This window comes from Polynucleobacter meluiroseus, from assembly GCF_900205755.1.
Taxonomy (GTDB): domain Bacteria; phylum Pseudomonadota; class Gammaproteobacteria; order Burkholderiales; family Burkholderiaceae; genus Polynucleobacter; species Polynucleobacter meluiroseus.
This window is the reverse complement of sequence record NZ_OANS01000004.1, coordinates 195480-220699: the sequence shown is the minus strand read 5'-3', so window position 1 is coordinate 220699 and position 25220 is coordinate 195480. Positions and strand designations below refer to the sequence as shown.

Here is a 25220-nt window from a genome sequence, read left to right as displayed (position 1 = left end):
TCGTTTTTTAGAGATTTGCCCTTAGCGCAGGGAAGTTCAAATATTCACCCTTTCGGCATTATAGGGTAGCCTCAATACAATAGCCATATGCCCGATATCTTCCCCCTCCTCTCACCTCAAGACCCTGAGCCCCTGCAATCGACTAAACGGCGGCAATTAATAGGCTTTGGCCTAAGCTGCGGTGTGCTCGCAAGTGGACTCAATTTAAGCGGATGTAGCACCGTAACCCCCAAAAAGCCCGTTATTGGCTTAGTTTTAGGGGCTGGAGCTGCTCGCGGCTTTGCTCATATCGGCGTTATTAAGGCTTTAGAAGCCCAAGGAATACAGCCCGATATCGTGGTGGGTAGCAGTGCGGGCAGTGTCATCGCCGCTTTATTTGCCTCTGGTGCCACCGGAAACGACCTCAATCGCCTAGCCTTGACGCTGGATGAAGCCACGATTGCAGACTGGGGCTTACCCTTTGCAGGGCGTTTTGGGGGACTCATTAAAGGAGAGGCCTTACAAGGCATGGTCAATCGCGAAGTGCGCAATAAATCTATTGAGCAGATGCGCATTCCTCTAGGCATTGTGGCAACCGAATTACAGTCAGGTAAGGGAGTGATGTTTCGGAGCGGCAATACTGGACTTGCAGTGCGGGCCTCTTGCAGTATTCCGGGCGTCTTTCAGCCTGCAGTGATTAGCGGTAAAGAATATATCGATGGTGGCTTGGTTGCACCCGTGCCCGTGAGCTATGCCCGACAGATGGGGGCAACACTCGTCATCGCCGTCAACATCTCATCAGAGCCACTCCACCAAGATGCCAGCGGCACCTTTGGTGTCTTGCAACAGACAATCTCGATCATGCAAAGAAGTATCAATCAGTACGAACTCAAGAGTGCGGATATTGTGATCACGCCCCACCTCATGCAAATGAGTAGTGGCGACTTTAAATCCAGAAATGCGGCGATTCTAGCTGGGGAAGTTGCGGCACAAGAGCAGATGTCGTTAATCAAAGAGAAATTAAAAACTTTCTCTTAATAGGTTGACGCTTTATGAATGCCGAGAATTAAAAGCTGGCTGAATTCCGCTTAAGCTTATTTACTTCATCTAATAGCTCTTGGCGATCTACGCCTCCAGCGCGTTCGCCACCATCGATGCGTCGCGCGCCATCAAAACGTTTATCCCAGTAAAGGCTGGTCAGATCGTCAACCCGCACACTGGTGCCTTTTGATGGTGAGTGAATGAATTTGTTATCGCCCACATATATACCAACGTGCGAAAACGTCAAGCGCATGGTGTTGAAGAACACCAAATCACCAGGTCGCAACTCATCGCGGGTAATTGGCTTACCAACGCGACTCAATTGAGTGGATTTGGGGGGCAGCAAAAAGCCTAACTTGTCTTTAAAAACATAGCCAACAAAGCTACTGCCATCCAAACCAGATTCCGGTAACTGCGCGTCCCAGCGATAACGCACTCCAATGACTTCCATGGCGCGATTGATTAGCTCATCTGACTTGATGCTGACTGAATCAGCCAAGCGATCAGAAACCCGCGCAAAGTAGGATTTTCCGGCCTGGAACATGGACTCTTTTACTTTTGGCGCCTCGGCACTGACTTCTTTTGAAGGCTCAGTTGCCAGATCCACTGCAAATACGGGATTCATTGCAAAGGTCGACGACAGAGCAACTGCTGCGGCAGCTTGCTTTACAAGGCGTGCAGTCGAGGACGATTGAGGGTCTTTTACAAATAACATCAGGCGAGTTTAACAAAGAAACATGAACGTATGGTGAAAAGGTCTAATATATAAGCACTTGATTTTATTGAACTTTTTTTAGAAGTTGCGCTCTGATGCACCAATATGAGCCCAGTCCATCGGACTATTTAAGTTAACTCCGCCGCTCTAAATAGCTCTTGAGTATAGGTTTGCTGAGGATGACGAATCAAGGTTTCAGTATCCCCAAACTCAACAACCCTCCCCTCCTTAAGCACCATCACCTCATGCGACATTGCCCGAATGACCGCTAAATCATGACTAATAATCAAGTAGGCTAAATTGAATTTTTTCTGCAATTCGGAGAGTAAAGCCAGCACTTGTTTTTGAATGGAGACATCCAAGGCCGAGGTAGGTTCATCCAACACCAAGATCTGCGGCTTCAAAATCAGAGCGCGTGCAATCGCGATCCGTTGCCGCTGCCCCCCAGAAAACTCATGAGGGTAGCGCAGCAAGGCTGAACGATCAATACCGACTTCGCGCAAAATATCCAGCACTCGCGCCTCTCGCTCTTTGGGGGTGAGATTCGGGAAATGCACATCCAAACCTTCAGAGACAATTTGCAACACCGACATACGTGGCGAGAGCGAGCCGAAGGGATCCTGAAAGATCACCTGCAAACTCGAGCGCATCGCACGTCGCTCTATCGGTTTAAGTGTTTGCCAATCTGTACCAAGCACATCTACTTGACCCGTCACTTGCGCAGCTGAGTCACCCAATAAGCCCAAGACTGCCATCCCTATAGTGGTTTTTCCAGAACCCGATTCACCAATAACGCCGATAGTCTGACCTTGCTTCAAAGCAAAGCTGACTTTACGCAGAACGGGATGGCGCGGTGGTTTTTTAAACCAGTGGGTCGACACGCCGCTCGGGTAAGACACAGAGAGGTTTTCAGTACTGAGCAATACTGGTGCCAAGGGAATCACTGGCGCAAGATTTCTGACGGGCTCGCTATTTACCAAGGCTTGGGTATAGGGATTTTCAGGATGCTGAAAAATTTGCTTTGTTGCACCAAACTCCATCAAGTTTCCTTGATTCAACACAGCAACACGTTGAGCAAAATGCTTTACTAAATTGAGGTCGTGGGTAATTAATAAGATACCCATTCCGCCGTCAGCCCTCGCCTCAGCTTGCAACTCTTGAAGTAAATCTAAAATCTGTAAACGCAAGCTCACATCTAAAGCGGTAGTGGGCTCATCCGCAATCAGCAAGCGCGGCTTACAAGCCAAGGCCATGGCAATCATGGCACGCTGACGTTGACCCCCTGAAAGTTGATGGGGATACGAATGAAAACGATCACCTGGCTGAGGAATACCGGTTTTCTTAAGCAACTCAATCGCAGCGGCAAAGCTGTCGGCCTTAGAGATTTCTGGTTGATAGATTTGCACTGCCTCAACGATTTGATTGCCTACCGAAAATAAGGGATTGAGCGCAGTCATCGGCTCCTGAAACACCATTGCAATCTCGCGCCCCCGAATCCGCCGTATTGCTTCAATTGGGAGCGTTAGCAAGTCAACAGGTTCTGATGACGGCGTAGCCCCCCGCCACAAAATGCGCCCGGATGTTTTAGCGCCCTCAGGCTCCAAGCGCAAGGGAGCGAGGGCGGTTAAGGTCTTACCCGAACCAGACTCACCCACCAAAGCGACACGCTCGCCAACCCCAATGTCTAAATCCAGGTGGTTGACAGCGAACTTTTCACGTCGACCAGAACCGAATGAAATGCAGAAATCTTCAAAACGGATTAGTGATGGTGGCGTTGATTCGCTCATGAGCGTCCACCCTTCGATAACCCTGCTTTTCTGGAATCAAAAGCGGCTCGCAATGACTCACCCATAAACGTGAGTAACAGTAAGGTGGCGACCAATACAACAAAAGTCGATAGTGAAATCCACCAGGCGTCTAAATTACTTTTGCCCTGTGAGAGGAGCTCTCCCAGACTAGGCGTTCCGGGCGGTACTCCTAGTCCTAAAAAATCAAGACTGGTTAAAGACAAAATTGCAGCGCTCATCCGAAAGGGTAAAAAGGTAATTACTGGTGTCAAGCTGTTCGGCAGAATATGACGTCGCATGATTTGAAGGTTAGTTAAGCCTAATGCCCTCGCAGCGCGGACGTATTCCAAAGCGCGGTTACGGAAAAATTCTGCTCGTACGTAGTCCGATAATCCCATCCAGCCAAACGCCGCCAATAAAATCACGAGCAACCAAATGCTGGGATTAAAAATAGAGGCGAAGATAATCAATAGATAGAGCTCAGGCATGGCCGACCAAATCTCAATAAGCCGTTGCGAGATCAAATCAAACTTCCCACCAAAGAAACCCATTAAGGAGCCAGTGATGATGCCAACACTGACACCCACGATGGTGAGCGCCAAACCAAACAAGATCGATAAACGGAAGCCATAAATCAGGCGCGCTAAAACATCCCGTCCACGATCATCGGTCCCGAGCCAATTTTCCGCGGAAGGTGGTGCAGGATTTGGCACTTGCGAAAAGTAATTCAGGGTCTCGTAACTATAAGTAATGAGGGGGTAAATAGCCCAATTGCCGTTACTAGTAATGTTGTCACGAATTTCGGGGTCTAAAAAATCTGTCGGGGTAGCAAAGTCCCCACCGAACACGCGCTCGGGTTGGTTTTGCGCAATGGGAAAATAAAAACGCCCTTCATAGCGCACGATTAAAGGCTTGTCGTTGGCAATGAGTTCTGCGCAAAGGCTTAAACCAAATAAGCCCATAAAGATCCACAGACTGACGTAGCCAACGCGACTGTTCTTAAAACGCGCCCATGAACTCATGAACCACCCCCTGCACCAAACTGAATACGGGGGTCAATATAGACATAGCAAAGATCAGAAATTAACTTCGTAAATAAGCCGATTAAAGTAAACAGGTACAAGGTACCAAAGACCACTGGGTAGTCGCGGCGCATGACAGACTCATAAGAGAGTAAGCCAAGTCCATCTAAAGAGAAAAGGGTTTCAATTAAGAGTGAACCCGTAAAGAAGGCACCAATAAACGCAGCCGGAAAGCCGGTTACCAAGGGCAATAAGGCATTACGAAATACATGCTTCCACAGCACTTGCCTTTCAGTTAAACCCTTAGCGCGTGCAGTGAGCACATATTGCTTACGAATTTCCTCAAGAAAAGAATTTTTAGTCAACATCGTAATCACCGCAAAGCTACCCAACACGGTGGCAGTAATCGGTAGAACCAAATGCCATAAATAATCCAACACCTTACCGATCAAACTTAAATCACTCCAATTATCAGATGTGAGCCCACGCAAAGGAAATAGTTGCAGAAAACTCCCGCCACCAAAGAGCACCAATAAGAGGACGCCTAAGACAAATCCAGGAATCGCATAACCCACCAAAATAATGCTGCTGGTAACAGCATCAAATTGCGAGCCATCACGTACCGCTTTAGCAATGCCCAAGGGAATCGAGACTAGGTAGGTGATAAAGAAAGTCCACAGGCCAATACTGATAGATACCGGAAATTTAGAGACGATCAGCTTCCAAACGCTTTCATGTTGATAGTAACTTTGCCCTAAATCAAATCTCGCAAAGCGCCCCAACATCATGACGTAACGCTCAAGCGGTGGCTTATCGAAGCCATAGAGCGCCTTGACTTCAGCCAAACGCTCCGCATCCACACCTTGGCGCCCGCGATAGGTCGCGCCCGCACCTGAAGATTCTGAGCCGCCAACCGCTGCATTACCCTTCCCCTTGAGCTCCAACACCATTTGCTCAACTGGGCCACCCGGTACGAATTGCACCACCGCAAAGGTTAAGGTTAAAACACCCAATAGAGTAGGAATCATCAAGAGCAAGCGCTTGAAAATATAAGTACGCATGTTCTCTTGCATTATTGCGCCTCGACTTTCCACCAGTTTTGCATAATCCAAGGCTCAGCGGAGTAATACAAGGGGGGATTGGGATAGTGCATTTCTTTACGATACGCTACTCGGTGCGTGGGGTTGTACCACTGCGGAATAACATAATAGCTATTCCAAAGCACGCGATCTAGCGCCCTGGTAGCGGCCTGCAATTCTTCACGGTTTTGCGCTTTAGTTACTTCGTTGACGAGGGCATCCACCACGGGTGATTGAATTCCAATCACGTTGTCTGAACCCTTCTCCTTGGCAGCTTGACTGCCAAAACGATCCCATAGTTCATTGCCGGGATTTTGTGAATCTGGAAAACGAATGGTTGTCATATCAAAATCGTATTCATTCATGCGCTTTTGATGCAAGGCAAAGTCACTGGTTCTGATATCGACTTCGATACCTAACTTTTCTAAATTACGCAGGTAAGCTGAAATCACCCTCAAGAAAAAAGGTCCGTCTTCAACGATCTCGAACCGAAAAGGCTCACCCTGCATATTGCGCAAGGCGCCGTCACGATATTGCCAGCCAGCCTGACCTAGGAGATCGCGCGCTTTCTTTAAATTATTACGCAAGCTATTTGGTGAGGCCGTGGAAGGCGCCGCTGGCATTGGACCAAAGACTGCATCTGGCACCCACTGCGGATATTTTTCTTTCAGGGGTTTGAGTAACTTCAGCTCAGCTTGTGAAGGATTTCGCGGTCCAGCAAAATTAGCGCTCAAATCGCTATTCGTAAAGTAACTATTAATTCGGCTGTACTGGTCAAAAAAGATTTGCCGATTGAGCCACTCAAAATCCAAGGCGTAGCCTAAGGCTTCGCGCACCCGCGGATCCTGAAATAAGGGGCGACGAACATTCACTGCAAAACCTTGCATGCCCGCACCGTTGTGATTTAAGAAAGCTGTCTTGCGGAGGGTGCCGTTATCAAATTTGCTACCTACATACCCTTTAGCCCATATCTTGGCACGGTATTCCACTAGCGCATCAAACTCCCCTGCTTTAAAAGCCTCGAGACGAACCGCGTCATCGCTATAGAGTTTGTATACCACCCGGTCAAAGTTATAAAAACCCACCCTGACATTTAATGGTTTTTTTAATTCATCCACCCAATAGTGGGGGTTTCTTTTAAAGATGATGGACTTGCCGGCTTTAAAAGATTCAATTAAATAAGGGCCGCTACCAACAGGGGCTTCAAAGGCAAGCTTCTCGAAAGGGGTGATCGTACCGTCAGCCGCTTTACCCCAATTGCGTGAAAAGATGGGTAAGGTCCCCACCATGATGGGCAGTTCGGTATTGCTATTCTTAAAGTCAAAGCGCACTTCTCGCGTTGATAACACGACTGCTTGTTTGACATCGGCAAAGGTGGTGGCATAGCGTGGATGCGCTTTACCGCTCATAAGTGTGTCAAAGCTGTATTTCACGTCGGCAGCCAATACGGGAGAACCGTCAGAGAAGCGCGCTTCGGGACGAATATGAAAAATGACCGATTTGTGATCGGCTGCAATCTGAATGTCGTCTGCCAACAATCCATAAATACTCGATACCTCGTCAGCACTCCCTTCGGCTAATGATTCAAACATCAATTCAATTCCGGGAGCGCTGACACCTCGTAAGGTGAAAGGATTGAACTTATCGAAGCTCGTTCTTTGGCCTGGGTTGGGTAAGGTCAGCGTGCCACCTCTTGGCGCGTTCGGATTGACGTAATCAAAGTGACTAAATCCATCCGGATATTTTGGTTTCCCGTATTGAGAAATCCCTTGAGCTGCTTGCGTAGAAACCGACCATACACTGGCAAGGAGGCCTAAAAGCAGGCAGAGGGAGATCTGGCGAAAAGATTTAGGCATAAACATATATGCAACAATTGTAGATAGCAAATCACATTTGAAGCAAAGGACACATTATGGGCTTTCTCGCTGGCAAAAAAATTCTCATCACCGGCTTACTTTCTAACCGCTCAATTGCCTATGGCATTGCTAAAGCATGCCATCGGGAAGGGGCTGAGTTGGCCTTTACTTATGTCGGCGAGCGCTTTAAAGACAGAATTGTCGACTTTGCTAAAGAATTCGGTACGGAACTGATATTTGACTGCGATGTGGGCAGTGATGAGCAAATTGAGGGTTTATTCGCTGATTTAGCCAAAACTTGGCCCCAATTTGACGGCTTTGTGCATTCTATTGGCTTTGCTCCGCGGGAAGCGATTGCGGGAGATTTTTTAGAAGGTCTGTCTCGTGAAGGCTTTCGAATTGCGCATGATATTTCAGCGTACAGCTTTCCCGCTATGGCTAAAGCTGCCCTGCCAATGCTGCGGGATAAATCCGCTCTGTTGACCCTAAGCTATTTAGGAGCCATGCGCAATGTACCCAACTACAACACCATGGGTTTAGCAAAGGCTTCACTCGAAGCATCCGTGCGCTATATCGCTGGTTCGGTAGGCCCTAAAGGCATTCGCGCCAACGGTATTTCAGCTGGCCCAATTAAAACGCTGGCTGCTGCCGGCATTAAGGGCTTTAGCAAAATATTAGATGCTGTTGAATCCTCGGCGCCAATGCGTCGTAACGTCTCCATTGACGATGTCGGCAATACTGCCGCTTTCCTCTTATCCGACTTAGCCAATGGCATCACCGCTGAAATCATTTATGTAGACAACGGCTATAGCCAAGTAGTTGGTGGCATGGAAGAAGTGTGAGCGTCCCGCTTGGTGAGGCCCTCAAATTTTGGGCTAAGCTCGGTTTCATCAGCTTTGGTGGGCCAGCGGGGCAAATTGCCGTCCTCCACCAAGAGTTAGTAGAAAAGCGACGTTGGATTTCTGAAAAACGCTTTCTGCATGCGCTGAACTATTGCATGCTGCTACCAGGGCCTGAAGCCCAGCAGCTGGTCACCTATATCGGGTGGCTCATGCACCGCAGCCTTGGGGGCATTTTGGCGGGCACTCTCTTTGTGCTGCCCTCTTTGTTTATTTTGATTGGTCTTTCTTGGGTCTACTTAACTTTTGGTCAAGTCCCTTGGATTGCCGCAATCTTTTTTGGCATTAAGCCTGCAGTTGCGGCGATAGTGCTGCATGCTGCGGTACGCATCGGCAAGCGGACTTTACATAGCCAGCCCTTACAGTGGATTGCGCTCGGCTCCTTTTTAGCTATCTATATTCTCAATCTTTCTTTCCCCATCATTGTGTTGATTGCAGGTGCGATCGGCATCTGGGGCGGTAAGCGCTATCCAGAATACTTTCAAGTGGGTAGCGGGTCACATCAGGCGCACAGCAATCACTTTGGGCCAGCACTCATTGACGATGACACCCCGACACCGGAGCACGCTCAGTTCAAGCTCCATAAAACAGCCTTGCACTCGGCACTCGCAGCCTTGCTTTGGGCAACCCCATTTATCCTTCTCGTGGTGATTTTTGGCTGGAACAGCTTGTATCCCCAGGTTGCTTGGTTCTTTACTAAAGCAGCTTTAGTGACCTTTGGTGGGGCTTATGCAGTACTACCGTACGTATATCAAGGAGCGGTTGATCACTTTCATTGGCTCAGCGCCGGTCAAATGATGGACGGCCTCGCCTTAGGTGAGACCACGCCAGGACCGCTAATTATGGTGGTGGCATTTGTTGGTTATCTTGCTGGACATATTCAGCATCTCATTGGCTCAAGTAATCCATTTTGGTTCGGGGCGCTGGGCGCAGTCGTAGCGACTTGGTTTACTTTCTTACCCTCCTTCTTTTTTATTTTGGTGGGCGGCCCCTTGATTGAGTCAACCCATGGCAAGCTCGGCTTTACCGCACCCTTGACCGCAATTAGCGCTGCTGTAGTAGGCGTCATCGTCAACTTGGGCTTATTTTTTGCATATCACGTCTTTTTTCCGCATGGCTTGAGTGGTTCTATTTCTTGGATCTCAATGGTCATCTGCCTGCTTGCGGGCATTGCCCTCTTCAAATTCCAAAAAGGCATCATGCCCGTGCTAGCGGGGTGTGCACTTGCAGGTCTTTTAACCTATTGTGTGGGCACTTTATTGTGAGATGGGCATAATGAAATGCACCCCCTCCAATTACTAACCCCTCTTCCATTGCCATGAATCCACTCGATACCCCCCTCGGTTTTGGGAGCACTTTTTTATTCGTGCCGGGATCCCGTCCCGACCGTTTTATGAAGGCTCTCGAGAGCGGCGCCGATGGCGTCATTTTGGATCTAGAGGACGCTGTTGGTGCGGAGGATAAAGTGCTAGCAAGAGAGGCGATTCGGTCTGCTTGGCCCAGCTTCACCCCAGAACAAAAGAAGCGCTTGGTGCTTCGTAGCAATGCACCTGGTAGTCAGTTTTACGGTGCCGATTTAATCTTGGCGCAAGAACTTCAGGTGGATTGCTTACTGATTCCCAAATGTGAATCTTTAGATCAGATCAATGGCTTGGCGCTGATTTTGCCTAAAACTGCCCTTATTCCTATGATTGAGACAGCCCTAGGTTTAGATCATCTGAAGGAGATCGCTAACTCAATGCAGGTCTTGCGTTTAGCCTTGGGCAATCTGGATCTTCAAGCAGACTTGGGTATGGTGTGTGATGCCCAAGAGTCCGAACTTGCTACGGCACGCTTTCAGCTGGTGGCCGCTTCTCGGGTGGCACAAATTGCGCCTCCGATCGATGGCGTTACGCCTTCCACGGAGGACCTTGAGCGCATTACGCAAGATGCTGAGCGGTCTAAAAGGATGGGCTTTGGCGGCAAGCTGTGCATTCATCCAAAACAGGTTCCCTTAGTAAAAACGGCCTTTATGCCCACCCCCCAAGAAATCCTATGGGCGACGCGCGTGATTGAAGCTAGTCAACTTGCACAAGGTGGAGCCGTCAAATTAGATGGGCGAATGATTGATCATCCAGTGGTTCTTTTGGCCAAAAGAACCCTTGCCACTAGTGGTAAACACTAGAGAGAATTTGCTTTAAGGGTGGCAGAATAGTTCCCATTGATATTAGGAGCTCTTCATGCACTTTAGAAAACGGTTACTCGCATCCATTACTTTATCGCTTGCTTTTGCTAGCGCACTCACCTGCTCCACGGCGCTTGCCCAAAAAGATTGGCCAACGCGCTCAATTCAGTTGGAGGTGCCATTTGCAGCGGGTGGGCCGACAGATTCTATTGCTCGCTTAATTGCGGTACCGATGGGCCAATATCTCGGCCAAACTGTTGTCGTAGAAAACGTTCCTGGTGCTGGTGGCACGATTGCCTCTACTAAAGTTGCTCGCGCCGCGCCCGATGGTTACACGATTTATATTCACCACATTGGCATGGCGACTGCCAGCGCCTTGTATGACAAACTTTCTTATGATCCTTTAACTAGCTTTGAATATATCGGCCAAGTTGCGGACGTACCGATGGTTTTGATGGGCAGAAAAGATTTGCCGCCAAACAACTTTAAAGAATTAGAAGCCTACATTAAAGCTAATGGTGCCAAAGTCACAATGGCCAACGCAGGTCCAGGAGCCGTGTCGCAACTCTGCGGTCTTTTGCTCCAAAGTCGTTTAGGCGTAAAACTAACCAATATTCCTTATAAGGGCACTGGCCCCGCTTTAACCGACTTATTGGGTGGTCAAGTCGATCTCTTGTGCGATCAAACAACGCAGATCATCCCTTACATTAAAGACAATCGCGTCAAGTCCTACGGCACCACAACACTGAAGCGTTTGCCTGCCATTCCGAATGTACCAACTCTAAGCGAGCAAGGTCTCAAAGGGTTTGAAGTAAAGGCCTGGCATGGCGTCTATGCTCCGAAGGGTACGCCTCAAGCGGTTCTTGATAAGCTAAACGCAGCCCTCAAATTTGCTTTAAATTCACCTGATGTCAAAAAACGTTTAGAGGATTCCAGCATTGATGTGGTGTCGATGGATAAAGTCACCCCTAAGAGCCTGAAAACTCAATTAGAAAATGAGATCAATGCTTGGGGTCCGATTATTCGCAAAGCCAATATCCCAGACTAAGTTAGTAAATTAGCCTGCTCTAAAAAGATATCCGGAGCGTGCCCGCTGATGGCGCCTCCGGAACACTGCGAAGATTAAACTGAAGCATGCCCAAATAGCTAAAAAGGGGTCCATTAGGTAATCCCACAGATTACGCGATTCATGCCAATGAGTGGACCATGCCAAGATGGCTAAAGCCAAAATCCACACTCCGCCGATCCAGCCAACTAAAGCCCAGATAAGAGCAAAGACGAGCACAGCTAGCAACAGGCTCATCGAACTGTAACCCAAGGCATACGGGTCGAACATGCCATAACCCAAGGCAAGCGGATAAAACACCAGCGCAATCAAAGTGATGCAGACCTTAAAGCCAGCGGGTATGGGTTGACCTGGAGTCTTTGTTAAGAATGCACTCCACAACAAGAGTGAGGTGACCACACTCAGATCTCCTGTAGCGCCGCGCACATACGCAGCGAGCGGCAACTCGAGTGACAAACCCAGTGGCCAAAAAAAGAGGTTGCCTACAATCAACGCCAAGGCTACCCTTAAGGCAAAAGGCATTTTCTCCTGCAAGCACTGTTGAATGAACCAGATTGCAATAACGGCGCAAGTGAGTGACATTTCCAGCATGGCGCTGGTTTGCATGATGGACTCTAATTGGATATTCATTTTTGCACCTCCTTCTGCGCTTCTTGCTGAGCCAGTTGCAATTGCAGCCATGCTTGCGCAAGCCAGGAAGCATCAAAATAACTATGGCGAATGCGTTTCCGATTCCAGGTGTACACCAAATGCACATTACTACCATCGGCCGTCATTAAAAAGGGATAAGAAAACTCCTTGCGCTCTTCGTTTGCTAAGGCCCCATCGTCCTCGAGCACTTGCACAACTTGCCAATCATTTGATTTACCCTCACTCATCATTAGCACTAAACGATGTCGACCTGCGTCTATATCGTTCAGCACTAATAAGCGCTTGCCATTACTCAACATCAAGCTCGCTACTGCAGAATTGGGATTAAGAATGCTGAGGTCTTGACCAGCTAGCCACGTTTGTCCGGCATTGCTCGTGCTACTTACGGGAATCTGCTTTACTTCAGAACTTGAGCGCGTCTGCCTAAAGAAAGCGCTGGCTTGTTGCGCGTCATCCACCAATACCGTTGGCTGAATTGCCCCCCTACCTGAACTCATGCGCCGCTTATCTATCACCTGCTCCGCATCGAGTCTTAAGAACTCACCGAAACGCCCAATCCATTCGTGATAGGCTGGTAGACCTAAGCGCCCGTCGGCAAAAGCCAGGGCCGGAGATTTAACTAAGGTACTCAAGTTAATGAATGGTGAAGTAATCAAGCGTTTAGGCTTGCCCCAAGTAAGTCCCTCATCCTCTGAAATCATGGTCGAGATGGAACTACCCGCCCAACCACCAATCGATACAGTGACAAAAAAGAGTTGCATGCGCCCATCAGCCATTCTGGCTGGTACTGGGTTGCCAAGTTTAGCGATATAGCGCGCCAGTCCGCGCTCAGCACTAATGCGATCCATCACCACGCTGGGAACACTCCACTTAGCCGCTACAGGGTCATACACTGCACTATTAATCACGACATCTGGCGCGCCCTCGCGACTGCCAGCAAACCAAAACGCCCTTACGCCACCATCCTTTAGGGCAATCAGAGAGGCAGCATGAACGGAGGCTGCCCCAGTATCTGGCAACCAATTCAATACCGGCTCAGCCACGTGTGCTTTTTGACTTGTCGCGCTCTCATGCAGTGGCTCAGTCTGAGTAAGCTGACCTTGTGCGAAGGGCGCCCATACAGGCTGACTGTCACTTTGGAGAAAACCCATCACTCCAGCTACCATCAGAAAGCATAGGGCTAAGATGCGATTCATCGACAAGCATCCTTCTCAGAGGCGCGCACTAAAGTAGCAGCGGGGTTGGCAATGATGTACTCATTCACAAATAAATATTTTCCGATCTCCCCAAGCAGAATGGCTTTGATCTCTGCGCTAGATTGGCGCGCGCGCATTTCCATACGCTGACCCAAAATCACACAAGATGCACACAATTCCGGCTGAGTACCCATAGGTGTTTGTATTGCGACGATGGAATAGGCTTGCGTGAGAGCGCTCACTTGGTCAGCCTCTTGCGCAGGATAACCATGCAAGCGCGCGCTAGGTAGAAGTAAGCGGTACTCTTCATCCTTGGCACGATAGTCACAAGGAATCCAAATGTCTTGACCAGAAACTTGCTGGATCGCTTCACTACTGTAACGCCCTAAGGCACCTTCCAAAGGCGAGAGGCTGCTGGTCAAAGCGCAATAGCAAAGAAAGCAAGCGGCTAAAGAGATTGACTTAGTGTATCGCCGCTGAAATAAACCGACCAATACCAAAGTCAGAGCGCCACTCAGCAATAACCAATGCCAGTTGGAATAAGCCCATACCCCAGCAGTTCCTAAAAAAGGAGAGAGCTGCAAGTTGGCGCTCGCCCAACTTAAGGCACCGAGCAAAATCAATTGCAGAGCAAGCGCAATCCGAAAACCCCACAGCGGTAACCGCTCCCAGTGAAGGGCGATCATTGCAGCAAAAGCAGGCATGACGGGCAGCAGGTAGCGTCCAGAACGTTGACTAGGCAAGCTAAAAATCAACAAGAAGGCCGCGACCCATAAGAACAACAATAGCTCCTCTACAGAGAGGAAGCGGCGCTCACGCCAGCATTGCATCAAGGTAGAAATCAGAACAAAAAAGAATAAGCCTGCATTTGCCAAACTCGTCAGTAACAACATCCAAATACTGTCACTACCGCTGATCAAATCGAGGAAGTAGTTGCTGTGCCGCGCTTCGAACTTGCCAGCGTTCTCGCCAAGGACGAACTCACGCCAAACTGCTTCTGGAAATGGATCTAAGAAAAACCATAATGAAAAAATACCTAAAGCTAGAACCCCAATCAAGATCAGCTTATAAAGATCTTTTACTAGGATGCTTGTCAGTCGCCACTCTCGCCAGCGCCAATAAAAAAGACCCAAAGCAAGTAACGCTGGCACGATATAGGCAAAAGATTTAGCCAGCAGCGCTAGCCCAAAACAGATTCCCGCCAAGATGGGAAAGAGCAATTTGGACTGAAATACGGCCCTACCCCAATACAGTAAAGCGAAAAAGGGCAGGCTCAACCAAAATACTTCCGGCGGGTCGGTTAAGAAGGGGCGACCATATCGATAGGTCGCAAAAAAGGAGAGCCAAATTAAACCCGCTAATAAACCGGTTTGTAGCCTGCCGCTAAATCGCCATAGTGCTAAAAATAAGAAAAAGGCAGTCAAGCCTGTGTAAAGCACGCTGGGCCAACGCAGTTGAGCGAGCGTCCAATCTGATCCCCAACTGCTTGAAGCAATACCTTGCCAAAAAATCAAGGGCGGCTTGGTATTTTTAAGACCCACCATCTCTGATTGCAGTGGCAGCCAGTGACCCGCATCCGCCGTCATGCGGACAATATGCATGTAGGGATACTCATCCCCGTTTTTTGGAGCAAAGCGGCTATCAAGTCCGTAGAGATAGGTGCATACACCCAGCAATAGAATCAGAATGGCACTACGAAGGCTAAAAGTACTTCTCATCGCCTTAGTTTAAAGGTCTTGACCTGACGATCAGCAATTTCCGTAAAGGAAATCCACCATCTTCCTACGCTCTGTCAAGGATGACGCTAAGATAAGCACTAGAAACCCTGTAATAGAGAGAGTATTAATGCCATATTTAAAGTCAGCAATCCTTGTCGTAGCCCTACTTGGCCTCAGTCAATGGAGCCAAGCTGGTGAGCAAACGGCAGAACAGCTTTATCAACGCAGTTTGGCCGCTACCTGCGCCAACTGCCATGGGACCGATGGCAAGGGATTGGTCAATGGAAGCATTCCGCAAATCAATCAACTCTCTAGCGGCGAGATACTGGCGCAATTACTTGCCTATAAATCTGGGGCGCGCGCAGGAACTATCATGCCGCAGTTAGCTAAAGGCTATACAGATGAACAGCTCACTACGATAGCCGAGCAGCTCGGTAAAAAACCTTAAGGAAGCCATGATGGATCGTAGACACTTTATCGGGCAAGGTGCCGCTGCACTGGGGGTGCTGGCGGGGATTTCAGGTCAAGCTTTTGCTAATTTGCCTAAAGCAGAGATTTTGGTAATAGGCGGAGGCTACGGTGGTGCAACAGCTGCTAAATATTTGCGTCTGCTGTCAAACAACACAGCGCGCGTGACCTTGATAGAACCAAAGGCGGAGTTTGTTTCTTGCCCCATGTCCAACCTCGTGGTTGGGGGCTCTAAGACGCTCGCAGAGATTACCTCTTCTTATCAGAACCTGAGTCAACGTCATGGCGTCAAGATCATTCCAGAGCGAGCGGTCAGCATGGATCCAGAGCGTAAAACCGTCATGCTTTCTTCGGGGAAAACTCTGCGCTATGACAAGGCGGTTGTCTCGCCTGGCGTCAAACTCATCATGAGCAGTATTACAGGTCTTGCACAGGCCAATCAAGCCGGAGTCACCTTACAAGCCTGGGATGCGGGCCCAGAGACCGTTGCCCTCAATCGACAATTAGAGAGCATGCGCCAAGGGGGCACTTTTGCGATCAGCATTCCTGAAGCGCCCTATCGTTGCCCGCCAGGCCCTTATGAAAGAGCCTGTCAGGTAGCTAATTACCTTAAGCACCACAACCCGACCGGCAAGGTGTTGATATTGGATGCCAATCAAGATGTCACCTCTAAAGGCGCCTTGTTCAAGAAAGCGTGGGCTGAGCAATATGCAGGCATGGTCGATTATTTACCGATGCATAACGTCATTGCGGTCAATGCCAAAACAAAAACCTTGAAGCTCGAAGTACAGGAAGACTTCAAGGTTGACGTACTCAATGTATTGCCTGCAATGAGCGCCGGAGAAATTGCGGTGAAAACAGGCTTGGCTAACTCAAATGGAAGATGGGTCAACGTGCATTTCCTGAACTTTGAATCGACAGCGCATAAGGACATTCATGTCTTGGGCGATTCAATCCAAGGTGCGTATGCTATGCCAAAGTCAGGGCACATGGCCAATCAACAGGCTAAAGTGGCAGCGGCTGCCATCATTGCTGAACTCAGCGACTGGGAGATTAATCCTGCACCCGTGCTCACCAACGTCTGCTACAGCTTTGTAAATGAGCGGCAGGTAGTTCATATTGCCAGCGTCCATCAATATATTGCAGCTGAAAAAACTTATAAACCAGTTCCAGGGGCCGGGGGCCTGTCTCCCGAGCCCTCTACATTGGAGGGTATTTATGCTTGGGGCTGGGCGCATAATATTTGGGCAGACACTCTAGCTTAAGCGGCACACTTTCTGATTGAGAAATATACTATCTCTCATTCATCAAGATTGGAGTCAATATGGATCTGCCCCCTAAATCACCGCATGACGCAACCAAGTTAGAGCGCATTATCGAGAGCTGGACAGTGCCTATCGGTAATTTATTTGTTTCGCTCTTTCATCGTATTGCCCTGTTTGGGATTGGCGCAGCGACCGTGTGGTCCGCAGCAGTAGCTTTTATTGGGATGTTTAATAAAGGCTCCGCATCAATCGAAGACTTACTCCTGCTTTTTATCTATTTAGAAATTGGTGCGATGGTGGGTATTTATTTCAAGACCAATCACATGCCAGTGCGCTTCTTAATTTATGTAGCTATCACTGCAGTAACCCGCTTGATCATCGACTTAGTGAATACCAAACATGAAGCAGATATGGCGATCCTTTCCATGGGCGTGACCATTCTGATTTTGGCCTTAGCCAATGCGATTGTGCGCTACGCCTCTTATAAATATCCCAGCAGAGCTGGCGATAAAGAATAAGATCAATATTTAAACTTACTGGGCTACCCCCTTACCCTCACCATGATTACTCTCAGAAAATCCCAAGACCGTGGCTACGCCGATCATGGCTGGCTTAATAGTTTTCACTCGTTTTCCTTTGCGGGCTATCACGACCCCCGTTTTATGGGATGGGGAAATCTCCGCGTCATTAATGAGGATCGCGTTGCCGCTGGTATGGGCTTCGGCAAACATAGTCATCGCAATATGGAAATTATTAGCTACGTCCTCTCTGGAGAACTGGCGCACGAAGACAGCATGGGTAATGTGGAAGGAATTCCACCGGGGGATGTACAGCGCATGAGTGCTGGTTCAGGCGTTACGCACAGCGAGTTCAATCACGCCAAAGATCAAACCACCCACTTCTTGCAAATCTGGATCGAACCAAACGTACAGGAAATTCCACCCGGCTATGAGCAAAAATCGATTCCTGCGCAAGACAAAGAAGGTCATTTACGTTTAGTAGCCTCTCCCAATGGCGAGCATGACTCTGTCACGATGCATGCAGATGCCAAAATGTATGCGGGTCTCTTTAGCGGTTTCCAAACGGCGGGGCTCGCACTTAATCCCGCGCGCAAAGCCTATGTTCATCTGATTAAAGGCTCGCTTGAAGTCAACGGTCATGCCCTGACTGCGGGTGATGCCCTCATGATGGAAAATGAATCTCACCTAGAAATTTCCCAAGGGAAAGATGCTGAGGTACTGGTTTTTGACTTAGCTCAATAAGGTAAGTACTGAGTTGGTTAAGAAGCTAGTCACTAAGGAAATGTAGAATCATTCTTATTCATTCAATGGGATTTAAATAGGACTGCGTTAGGCTTATGAAATTCAGGGATTACTACGAAACCTTAGGCGTAGCACGGAGCGCCACTGAGGCTGAAATTAAATCGGCCTACCGCAAGCTCGCGCGGAAATATCATCCAGACGTCAACAAAGAGGCTGGCGCAGAAGATCAGTTTAAAGAGCTGGGCGAGGCCTATGCCGTCCTCAAAGATACTGAAAAGCGGGCTGCCTACGATCGCATGGGTGCCAATTGGAAGAATGGTCAAGACTTCACGCCACCACCTAATTGGAACGAAGGCTTTGAATACAGTGACAATAGTTTTGGTGGTGGTCATGCTGGCTTTGGCGGTGGCTTTGAAGGCGACCAAAGTGAATTTTTTGAATCCCTTTTTGGAAGAGGTAGGCAGCGTCAAGGTGGACGCGCTGGCTCACATCAAGGGATGAACTTCAAGGGTCAAGATCATCACGCAAAAATTTTGATTGATTTGGCCGACGCCTATAACGGCGCTAAACGTACAATTTCCCTGCATATGCCTGCGCAAGATGAGAGTGGGCATGTTGTCACTCAAGAACGCAAATTGGATGTCAGCATTCCTAAAGGCATTAAAGCCGGACAAAGTCTGCGCCTCTCCGGTCAAGGTGCGCCAGGGATGGGCGCAGGCGGTCCCGGCGACCTGTATTTAGAAATCGATTTTCATCCCAACCCAATCTATCGCGTCGATGGTAAAGATGTGTACCTCGATCTCCCCTTGGCGCCTTGGGAAGTAGCGTTAGGAACCAGCGTGAATGTGCCCACACCAGCAGGGAGTACTTTGGAATTAACCATTCCCGCGGGCACCATGGCAGGTCGCAAGATGCGCCTCAAGGGCAAGGGCATTCCGAGCGCTGAACCGGGCGATTTGTACGTAGTGCCCACCATTGCCTTACCAGCGGCGGATAGTGAATCACAAAAAGAAGCGTATCAAGCATTTGAAAAAGCGTTTGATTTTCACCCCAGAACTCATCTTAAGGGTTAATTGATATGTCAAAAACTCAAATCACCTGGATCGAAGGCAGCGTCGTAGAACATGAAGTGCACATGACGATTCTGGAACTCTCACAAGCTTCGCGTACGCCGGAAGATCTGATTATGGCTTGGGTATCTGAGGGCGTGTTAAGTCCTGCAGGTAGCTCTCCGCAAGAATGGCGTTTTAGTGGCGACTCCCTGAAGCGGGCAAAAACGGCCGCCCATCTGACGCATGATTTAGAGCTGAATGTTTCTGGCGTTGCTCTTGCACTCGATCTCTTGGATCAAATTACCCTGCTCCGCAATCAACTGCAGCACACCAAGCTAGGTTAATTTTTTTGAAATCTACACTCCTTAAACAAGAGCACAAACTAGCGAGCGACATTAGCCTTTTCTCCGCTACCGCATTGGGAATTGGCGGCATGATGGGAGCCGGCTTGTTTTCATTATTGGGCTTAGCAAGTACTCACGCAGGCACCCATATTCCCTTGGCCTTTTTGATTGGTGCATTCGCGGCCTCATTTTCCGTTTACTCCTATGCCAAGCTAGGCGCGACTTTTCCTAGTAGTGGAGGTGCGGCGACCTTTACCGTCATGGGTTTCGGTCCCGGTCTGATTTCAGGTGGTCTCAACCTTTTTCAATATATTGCCTACCTGATTGCTGCCGCACTTTATGCAGCAGGCTTTGTTGAATATACCAACACCTTATTTGGCGGCAATCTCTCGCCGGTCTTACTCAAAATGATTACCGTTGCCGTGATTGTGATTTGCAGTTTGATTAATCTGCTGGGTACGAGCTTGGTTGGTAAGGCCGAAATGGTTTCCATTGGCATTGTGGTTCTTAGCCTCATGGTCTTTTCAGCGCTTGGAATTGAGCATGCAAGCATCATGAACTTCGCCATGCGCGGCGGTTCAGTGGAAGGCATTGCAGTGGCTGCAGGGATTTTATATATTAATTTTCAAGGCTTTGGAGTGGTTACCAATTCCTCTTCAGCCATGAAAAGCCCTTGCAAAGAGCTGCCGCTAGCCATGTTTTCCGCTCTTATTATCGTCACCATTGCTTACTTTGTTGTCAGCACGGCAGTGATACTCTTAATGCCCCTGATCTCGATCCAAGCGCATTCGGGTCATGTTCTTGCCGTCGCCGCTGAAATCGTTGCCGGGCAATTTGGGTTTTTTGTAATCAGTGTTTGCGCCCTGTTAGCTTGCGCAGCCGCTCTGAATGCCACTATTTTTGCGGCGTCCAATATTGCCGCTGACATGGCGGATAAACGCGATATTTCTAGCGCACTCGCGCACGATGTTCTTAAAAACAAATTACGCGCTTTAACTGTTTCGACTATAGGCGTCATTGTGCTGACCTTGATATTTCCACTCAATGACATCGGGCAAATGGCGAGCTTGGCTTTTTTACTGGTTTATGCGGTGATCTCTTATGGTCACATTCGCATTCATCAACAAACGGGGGCTAAGCCCATCATTTTGTGGTGCGCTATTGTGATTAACCTCACCTTATTTGCCACGCTCATGATCAGCACTATTCAAACTGCCCCTGCGAGTGCGATTGCTTTACTGGTAGCGCTCCTTGCCTCGTTTGGGATTGAAGCATTTTCCCGCTTCACCTCCCTTACGGGCAATAAACCTAAGCCTCAGAACGGCTAAGCAACTGCTCCCAACGCTGTAATTTTTTCTCCAAGTCGCTGGTCACTTCACTTAAGCGGGCCTGCATGCTGGCAGCCAACTCAGGTTCATTCTTGTAGAGCTCAGGTCTGCTCATCTCAAGACCAATGTCAGCCTGTTCAGTTTCTAAGACTTCAATTTGCAGCGGCAAAGCTTCTAATTCATGGCGCTCTTTGCCGTTGAGTTTTTGTACATTGCTTTTGACTGCAACGGATACTGCGGGGGCTACCTGAACTACTGGAGCAGCAGGTTTTTCTACTGACTTAGGAGTAGATGCCCCTTTACCGCCAGCATTGGCTGCACGAATTTTGTCTGAGCGCGCTTTCTGAATTTTCCAGTCTTCATAGCCGCCTTCATACTCACGCCAGAAGCCATCGCCTTCATTGGCAATGATGCTGGTTACTACGTTATCCAAGAAATAACGATCATGACTTACCAAGAAAACAGTCCCTTTGTATTCTTGTAAGAGCTGCTCTAGTAAATCAAGCGTATCAATATCAAGGTCATTGGTCGGCTCGTCCAATACCAAGACATTGGCAGGCCGCGCGAATAAACGAGCCAGCAATAAACGATTACGCTCACCACCCGATAAGGTGCTTACCGGTGAATTAGTTCTCTCTGGTGCAAATAAAAAGTCGCTCAAATAACTTTTCACGTGTTTCTTATTGCCGTTGATTTCAATCCACTCGCTACCTGGGCTGATGTAATCTTCCAAGGAAGCATTGAGATCAAGGCCTTCGCGCATTTGATCGAAGTACGCTACTTCAATACGAGTGCCCATAGTTGCAGTGCCTGAATCAGGTGCAATTGTGCCCAAGATCAGCTTGAGTAAAGTTGTTTTACCAGCACCATTGGGGCCAAGCAATCCAACCTTATCGCCACGCAAAATAGTAGCCGTGAAATCTTGCACAATGGGGCGGCCGTAAGACTTAGAGACATTTTGCAAGTCCGCAACAATCTTACCGCTGCGATCGCCAGCAGAGACCGCCAACTTCACTTGCCCTACCGCATCGCGTCGCTGTGAGCGAGTCGCACGCAGATTTTCTAAGCGGGCAATACGAGCAACGCTCCGTGTGCGGCGCGCCTCCACGCCCTTCCGAATCCAGACCTCTTCTTGCGCCAACAATTTATCAGCGCGGGCATTTGCCAAAGATTCAGAATTCATTTCCTGATCTTTAAGGACTTCATACGCTGAGAAGTTACCAGGGTAGGAACGCAAAATACCGCGGTCGAGTTCCACAATCTGGGTGCAGACGTTATCCAAGAAAGCACGGTCATGGGTAATCAGAATGACGGAGCCTTGATACTCTTTTAGCAAATCTTCCAGCCAGGAAATCGAATCTAAGTCCAGATGGTTGGTGGGCTCATCCAGTAGCAACACGTCCGGTATCTCCACCAAGGCTCGTGCTAGTGCCACGCGCTTTTTGGTTCCGCCCGACAAGGTATTGATTTTGAGATCCGCATTGAGATGCAAGCGATCGAGGGTTTCATGTACCCGCTGCTCCCAGTTCCAACCACTTAAAGCCTCTAATTGGGATTGCACTTCGTCTAGCCGATGGTGAGCGGCGTCATCCCACTCCCCGATGCTGAGGGCTTCGTATTCTTCACGGAGCGCTTTGGCTTGCGCTACCCCCTTAGAAACCGCATCAAAGATAGTTTCCTCTGCCTCAAAGATGGGCTCTTGAGGAACATAGGCAATGCGCAGGCCCTGCTGGTATTGCAGCAGCCCGTCATCCAATTTTTCTAGGCCCGCCAAGATCTTCAATAAAGAAGATTTGCCCGTGCCATTACGACCAATTAAGCCTACGCGTTCGCCCGCTTCCAAGGTGAAAGCGGTGTTTGCGAGGAGATCTACGTGGCCAAAGGCCAGTTTTGCTTCAGTAAGTACGATTAAGGCCATGGCGACATTATCAACGCTTCGTCACTCGAGCGCTGACTTTTATAAGAATTCCTCGTTTTACGATTGGGAAGTAGAATTTATCTCGGTAACCCGCTTTGGATCAATCGCTATGCATAGCACCCTAAACTCCTCTGCCCCACGCCTTATTCTCTTTGCGGGTCATGCCGGCACGGGCAAATCCACTTTGGCCAAAAAAGCCTTGCCTTTATTGGTCAAGACCACTGGGGCTAATTTTGCTCTCTTGGATAAAGATACGGCTTATGGCGACTTCAGCGCCCACGTCATGGATCTCAACACCGGCAACCCGAATGATCGCGATAGCCCCTACTATCTCCAAAACCTTCGGGATTGGGAGTACTCAGGCTTACTCGCGATTGCCAAAGAAAATTTAGAGCTGGGTGTCAATGTGATTTTGGTTGGGCCTTTTTCCAGAGAAATTCAGAGTGGGCGGATGTTTGCAGCTGAGTCTTTGGGCTTGCCCTTAGCCACCCCAATTCGGATTGCTTGGATTGATTTATCGATTGAAGAGGCTAAGCTCAGAATGCAAAAAAGGGCGAATCCTCGCGATACATGGAAACTCGATCATTGGGAGAGTTATGTTGAGCGCAGAGTCAATCCACCTGAACATCCTACCTTGCAGCGTTTTGATAACGGGGAGTTTGATGCCGCAAACTTTGAGAAGTTAGTAGCGCATCTCGCCGATTAACTGGCTAAATAATCTAGCGCTACTGCTTCAGCTACTTTAATCCCATCAACGCCTGCGGATAAGATGCCGCCAGCATAGCCTGCTCCTTCTCCTGCTGGATAGAGGCCTTTAATGTTCAGACTCTGAAGCTTGGGTCCTCGTGTAATTCTGAGTGGGGATGAAGTTCTCGTTTCTACTCCAGTCAGTACCGCATCCTTCATAGAAAATCCGGGAATTTGTTTCTCGAACGCGGGAATCGCTTCACGAATCGCCTCAATTGCATAGGCCGGTAAGCTTGCCGCCAAGTCTGTCAGGTGAACACCCGGCTGATAAGAGGGAATGACCGAACCAAACTCAATCGACGGCTTGCCTTCTAAGAAGTCCCCCACCAATTGGCCTGGAGCTTCATAAGTGCGACCACCGAGTTCAAAGGCCTTGGACTCAATCTCCCTCTGAAAATCAATGCCCGCAAGAGGGCCACCTGGATAGTCTTCGGGGGTGATGCCCACCACAATGCCGGCATTCGCATTACGTTCATTGCGAGAGTATTGGCTCATCCCATTGGTCACCACGCGATTGGGCTCCGAGGTCGCAGCCACCACTGTTCCGCCAGGACACATGCAAAAGCTATAGACGGTACGGCCATTTTTAGCGTGATGAACTAGCTTATAGTCAGCCGCCCCAATTAAAGTATTACCCGCATGCGGTCCTAAGCGCGCTTTATCAATCAGTGATTGGGGATGCTCAATCCGAAAGCCGACTGAGAACGGCTTAGCCTCCATAAATACGCCCGCCTCGTGTAAGGCGGCAAAGGTATCGCGCGCGCTGTGACCCAAAGCCAAAACAACATGATCTGCCTTTAAATCCTCATGCCCTTCGATTTTTACCCCTTGAATCTGCTCATTCTCAATATCAAAGCCAATGACCTTTTGTGAGAAACGAATCTCACCGCCCAATTCAATAATTTCTTGGCGCATTTTTTCCACCACGCCTACTAGACGAAAGGTCCCAATGTGGGGTTTGGCAACATAAGTGATTTCTGCAGGAGCCCCCGCTTTGACAAACTCATGAATGACTTTGCGCCCATAAAACTTGGGGTCTTTAATTTGACTGTAAAGCTTGCCGTCAGAAAAAGTACCTGCGCCGCCTTCACCAAACTGCACATTGGACTCTGGGTTTAAGACATGCTTGCGCCATAAACCCCAGGTATCTTGAGTGCGCTCACGCACTTTCTTGCCACGCTCCAAGACAATCGGCTTAAAGCCCATTTGCGCCAACAGCAGGGCTGCAAAAATGCCGCAAGGGCCAAACCCAATGACAACTGGGCGCAAGAAATCTGGCGCCTTAAGGGCAGATGCTTGCGCTAAAAAGTGATAGCTGGTATCAGGGGAAGGTCGAATATGAATGTCATTCGTAAATTTAGCCAAGACGGCTTCTTCATCCTTCACGGAAACGTCCACGGTGTAGATAAAGGCCAATGTAGCCGTCTTTCTGGCGTCGTAGCTGCGTTTAAATACTTCAGTTTGAATTAAATCTTGCGATCGGATCTTTAAACGCTGCAAAATTGCCGCCTCCACCGCCTCAGGCGGATGGTCGATGGGAAGGCGTAATTCAGTGATGCGGATCATGATGCTGAAGAATACTCGCTTATTTAAGGTAATTTAGACAGGGCAATTTTGAGAATAATACTGGTATAGGCGGCTACCGTGGGTTTAAGGGCGATAA

General features: G+C 48.9%; 23 protein-coding genes. 13 read left to right on the top strand and 10 right to left on the bottom strand.

Going from position 1 to position 25220, the window contains the following annotated elements:
• Window positions 1-87 precede the first annotated feature (87 nt).
• On the top strand, window positions 88-1017 hold the full coding sequence (locus CP950_RS08410) for a patatin-like phospholipase family protein (protein WP_096674299.1): 930 nt from the start codon (window positions 88-90) through the stop codon (window positions 1015-1017).
• A gap of 28 nt (window positions 1018-1045) precedes the next feature.
• Here the strand turns inward: CP950_RS08410 and CP950_RS08405 are convergent, their stop codons facing one another.
• The 5 genes from CP950_RS08405 to CP950_RS08385 form a co-directional block, all read right to left on the bottom strand.
• Window positions 1046-1735 carry a C40 family peptidase gene (locus CP950_RS08405; protein WP_243391960.1) on the bottom strand — a complete coding sequence of 230 codons (690 nt, stop codon included), beginning with the start codon at window positions 1733-1735 and terminating at the stop codon, window positions 1046-1048.
• A gap of 128 nt (window positions 1736-1863) precedes the next feature.
• Complete coding sequence (locus CP950_RS08400) at window positions 1864-3522, bottom strand: ABC transporter ATP-binding protein (protein ID WP_096674297.1); 1659 nt, start codon at window positions 3520-3522, stop codon at window positions 1864-1866.
• Window positions 3519-4544 carry an ABC transporter permease gene (locus CP950_RS08395; RefSeq protein WP_096674295.1) on the bottom strand — a complete coding sequence of 342 codons (1026 nt, stop codon included), beginning with the start codon at window positions 4542-4544 and terminating at the stop codon, window positions 3519-3521. Before CP950_RS08395 ends, CP950_RS08400 begins: the two co-directional genes overlap by 4 nt.
• The gene (locus CP950_RS08390; RefSeq protein ID WP_207760254.1) at window positions 4541-5605 is read right to left on the bottom strand and encodes a microcin C ABC transporter permease YejB; all 1065 of its coding nucleotides are present in this window, start codon (window positions 5603-5605) and stop codon (window positions 4541-4543) included. Before CP950_RS08390 ends, CP950_RS08395 begins: the two co-directional genes overlap by 4 nt.
• Before the next feature lie 11 nt (window positions 5606-5616).
• Window positions 5617-7479 carry an extracellular solute-binding protein gene (locus tag CP950_RS08385; protein WP_243391959.1) on the bottom strand — a complete coding sequence of 621 codons (1863 nt, stop codon included), beginning with the start codon at window positions 7477-7479 and terminating at the stop codon, window positions 5617-5619.
• 56 nt (window positions 7480-7535) lie between these two features.
• Between CP950_RS08385 and fabI the strand changes: the two genes are divergently transcribed.
• Genes fabI through CP950_RS08365 form a run of 4 tightly spaced genes read left to right on the top strand, consistent with a single transcriptional unit; the run spans window position 7536 to window position 11590 of the window.
• A complete protein-coding gene (gene fabI / locus CP950_RS08380; protein WP_096674290.1) occupies window positions 7536-8321 on the top strand; it encodes an enoyl-ACP reductase FabI in 786 nt (261 codons plus the stop codon).
• Window positions 8318-9643 (top strand): chromate efflux transporter, encoded by a 1326-nt coding sequence (chrA, locus tag CP950_RS08375; RefSeq protein ID WP_096674288.1) that lies wholly within the window; start codon window positions 8318-8320, stop codon window positions 9641-9643. The genes fabI and chrA overlap by 4 nt, the downstream gene beginning before the upstream one ends.
• Before the next feature lie 53 nt (window positions 9644-9696).
• Window positions 9697-10542 (top strand): HpcH/HpaI aldolase/citrate lyase family protein, encoded by an 846-nt coding sequence (locus CP950_RS08370; protein ID WP_096674286.1) that lies wholly within the window; start codon window positions 9697-9699, stop codon window positions 10540-10542.
• 55 nt (window positions 10543-10597) lie between these two features.
• Complete coding sequence (locus CP950_RS08365; RefSeq protein ID WP_096674284.1) at window positions 10598-11590, top strand: tripartite tricarboxylate transporter substrate-binding protein; 993 nt, start codon at window positions 10598-10600, stop codon at window positions 11588-11590.
• Between the two features lie 9 nt (window positions 11591-11599).
• On the opposite strand, the gene CP950_RS08360 is transcribed toward CP950_RS08365, so the two are convergent.
• The 3 genes from CP950_RS08360 to CP950_RS08350 are packed head-to-tail and all read right to left on the bottom strand — an operon-like array spanning window position 11600 to window position 15173.
• Window positions 11600-12238 (bottom strand): hypothetical protein, encoded by a 639-nt coding sequence (locus CP950_RS08360; protein ID WP_207760247.1) that lies wholly within the window; start codon window positions 12236-12238, stop codon window positions 11600-11602.
• Window positions 12235-13455, bottom strand: coding sequence for a sialidase family protein (locus CP950_RS08355; RefSeq protein ID WP_096674282.1), 1221 nt, complete (start codon window positions 13453-13455; stop codon window positions 12235-12237). The genes CP950_RS08360 and CP950_RS08355 overlap by 4 nt, the downstream gene beginning before the upstream one ends.
• Complete coding sequence (locus CP950_RS08350; protein WP_096674280.1) at window positions 13452-15173, bottom strand: ArnT family glycosyltransferase; 1722 nt, start codon at window positions 15171-15173, stop codon at window positions 13452-13454. Before CP950_RS08350 ends, CP950_RS08355 begins: the two co-directional genes overlap by 4 nt.
• Before the next feature lie 127 nt (window positions 15174-15300).
• On the opposite strand from CP950_RS08350, the gene CP950_RS08345 reads away from it, so the two are divergent.
• From CP950_RS08345 to CP950_RS08315, 7 genes are all read left to right on the top strand, one after another.
• Window positions 15301-15621 carry a c-type cytochrome gene (locus CP950_RS08345; RefSeq protein ID WP_096674278.1) on the top strand — a complete coding sequence of 107 codons (321 nt, stop codon included), beginning with the start codon at window positions 15301-15303 and terminating at the stop codon, window positions 15619-15621.
• Between the two features lie 10 nt (window positions 15622-15631).
• A complete protein-coding gene (locus tag CP950_RS08340) occupies window positions 15632-16906 on the top strand; it encodes an NAD(P)/FAD-dependent oxidoreductase (RefSeq protein WP_096674276.1) in 1275 nt (424 codons plus the stop codon).
• Between the two features lie 59 nt (window positions 16907-16965).
• The gene (locus tag CP950_RS08335; protein WP_096674274.1) at window positions 16966-17424 is read left to right on the top strand and encodes a phosphate-starvation-inducible protein PsiE; all 459 of its coding nucleotides are present in this window, start codon (window positions 16966-16968) and stop codon (window positions 17422-17424) included.
• Between the two features lie 42 nt (window positions 17425-17466).
• Entirely contained in the window at window positions 17467-18168 is a 702-nt protein-coding gene (locus CP950_RS08330) for a pirin family protein (protein ID WP_096674272.1), read from the top strand.
• 95 nt (window positions 18169-18263) lie between these two features.
• Complete coding sequence (locus CP950_RS08325; protein WP_096674270.1) at window positions 18264-19241, top strand: DnaJ C-terminal domain-containing protein; 978 nt, start codon at window positions 18264-18266, stop codon at window positions 19239-19241.
• Between the two features lie 5 nt (window positions 19242-19246).
• Window positions 19247-19564, top strand: a complete 318-nt coding sequence (locus tag CP950_RS08320; RefSeq protein WP_096674268.1) for a chaperone modulator CbpM — start codon at window positions 19247-19249, stop codon at window positions 19562-19564.
• Window positions 19565-19569: 5 nt separating this feature from the next.
• Window positions 19570-20892, top strand: a complete 1323-nt coding sequence (locus CP950_RS08315; RefSeq protein ID WP_133092097.1) for an APC family permease — start codon at window positions 19570-19572, stop codon at window positions 20890-20892.
• Here CP950_RS08315 and CP950_RS08310 read toward each other — a convergent pair.
• The gene (locus tag CP950_RS08310) at window positions 20873-22810 is read right to left on the bottom strand and encodes an ATP-binding cassette domain-containing protein (RefSeq protein WP_096674264.1); all 1938 of its coding nucleotides are present in this window, start codon (window positions 22808-22810) and stop codon (window positions 20873-20875) included. The genes CP950_RS08315 and CP950_RS08310 overlap by 20 nt on opposite strands.
• On the opposite strand from CP950_RS08310, the gene CP950_RS08305 reads away from it, so the two are divergent.
• The gene (locus CP950_RS08305) at window positions 22809-23516 is read left to right on the top strand and encodes a P-loop nucleotide/nucleoside kinase family protein (RefSeq protein WP_336437102.1); all 708 of its coding nucleotides are present in this window, start codon (window positions 22809-22811) and stop codon (window positions 23514-23516) included. The two genes, CP950_RS08310 and CP950_RS08305, sit on opposite strands and share 2 nt — an antisense overlap.
• On the opposite strand, the gene CP950_RS08300 is transcribed toward CP950_RS08305, so the two are convergent.
• A complete protein-coding gene (locus tag CP950_RS08300; protein ID WP_096674262.1) occupies window positions 23513-25123 on the bottom strand; it encodes an NAD(P)/FAD-dependent oxidoreductase in 1611 nt (536 codons plus the stop codon). The genes CP950_RS08305 and CP950_RS08300 overlap by 4 nt on opposite strands.
• Between the last annotated feature and the right edge of the window lie 97 nt (window positions 25124-25220).